The following is a 1,760-nucleotide window of genomic DNA, read 5'->3' as shown; positions in this document are numbered from 1 at the left end:
ATCTAAGATCCGTCTCCAGAAAGGAGGTGTTCCAGCCGCACCTTCCGGTACGGCTACCTTGTTACGACTTAGCCCCAATCACCGGTTTCACCCTAGGCCGACCCTTGCGGTCACGGACTTCAGGTGCCCCCAGCTTTCATGGCTTGACGGGCGGTGTGTACAAGGCCCGGGAACGTATTCACCGCGCCATGGCTGATGCGCGATTACTAGCGAATCCAGCTTCGTGGGGTCGGGTTGCAGACCCCAGTCCGAACTGAGGATGGCTTTCTTGATTAGAATGCACTTGCGTACACCCAACTCTCTGTACCACCCATTGTAACACGTGTGTAGCCCCGGACGTAAGGGCCGTGCTGATTTGACGTCATCCCCACCTTCCTCACACCTTACGGTGGCAGTGTCTCCAGAGTGCCCAGCCTAAACTGATGGCAACTGAAGAGAGGGGTTGCGCTCGTTATGGCACTTAAGCCGACACCTCACGGCACGAGCTGACGACAACCATGCAGCACCTCCATAGGCGCCCCGAAGGGCCTCACCATCTCTGGATCGTTCGCCTACAGTTCAAGCCCGGGTAAGGTTCCTCGCGTATCATCGAATTAAACCACATGTTCCTCCGCTTGTGCGGGCCCCCGTCAATTCCTTTGAGTTTCACCGTTGCCGGCGTACTCCCCAGGTGGGATGCTTAACGCTTTCGCTTGGGCGCTCACTGTATATCGCAAACACCGGGCATCCATCGTTTACCGTGCGGACTACCAGGGTATCTAATCCTGTTCGATACCCGCACTTTCGAGCTTTAGCGTCAGTTGTAGCCTTGTCAGCTGCCTTCGCAATCGGAGTTCTTCGTGATATCTAAGCATTTCACCGCTACACCACAAATTCCGCTGACATCGAATACACTCAAGTCTCACAGTTCGCGACGCACATCATACGGTTGAGCCGCTGCATTTCACGTCACGCTTATAAGACCGCCTGCGCTCCCTTTAAACCCAATAAATCCGGATAACGCCCGGACCTTCCGTATTACCGCGGCTGCTGGCACGGAATTAGCCGGTCCTTATTCATAAGGTACATGCAAAACAGGACACGTCCCGTATTTTATTCCCTTATAAAAGAGGTTTACAACCCATAGGGCAGTCATCCCTCACGCTACTTGGCTGGTTCAGGCTTCCGCCCATTGACCAATATTCCTCACTGCTGCCTCCCGTAGGAGTTTGGACCGTGTCTCAGTTCCAATGTGGGGGACCTTCCTCTCAGAACCCCTACTGATCGTTGCCTTGGTGGGCCGTTACCCCGCCAACAAGCTAATCAGACGCATCCCCATCCCATAGCGATGAATCTTTGTTCCACATCAGATGCCGTCCGTGGAAAACATCAGGCATTAATTCGACTTTCGCCGGGCTATTCCTGACTATGGGGAAGGTTGGATACGCGTTACTCACCCGTGCGCCGGTCGCCATCTATCAAAGCAAGCTTCGATAATGCTGCCCCTCGACTTGCATGTGTTAAGCCTGTAGCTAGCGTTCATCCTGAGCCAGGATCAAACTCTCCATTGTAAAAATATCTTTGATACTTCTTAAAGAAGTGTCGTGTCTCTGTTCAGAACGAATCTCATATCCGGTAGTATCATGGATCATAAAGCACCTTGATTCCTAAAAATCGACGGTTCGTAAATTCACCCAAGACTGTACTCATAAAAAGTAAGTCTCGCTTCTTGTACTACTACTTCTCTGTTTTATGTAAATCTTTCAAAGAACTCTTCCTTC

General features: G+C 51.8%; 1 rRNA gene. It reads right to left on the bottom strand.

Going from position 1 to position 1,760, the window contains the following annotated elements:
* Positions 1–19: 19 nt before the first annotated feature.
* A 16S ribosomal RNA gene (locus CIK96_RS04410) occupies positions 20–1,550 on the bottom strand.
* Positions 1,551–1,760 lie beyond the last annotated feature (210 nt).

The sequence above is a fragment of the Prevotella sp. P4-98 genome, assembly GCF_002251405.1.
Taxonomy (GTDB): Bacteria; Bacteroidota; Bacteroidia; order Bacteroidales; family Bacteroidaceae; genus Prevotella.
The sequence above is the reverse complement of the archived record's forward strand: the minus strand, read 5'-3'. Positions and strand labels throughout refer to the sequence as shown.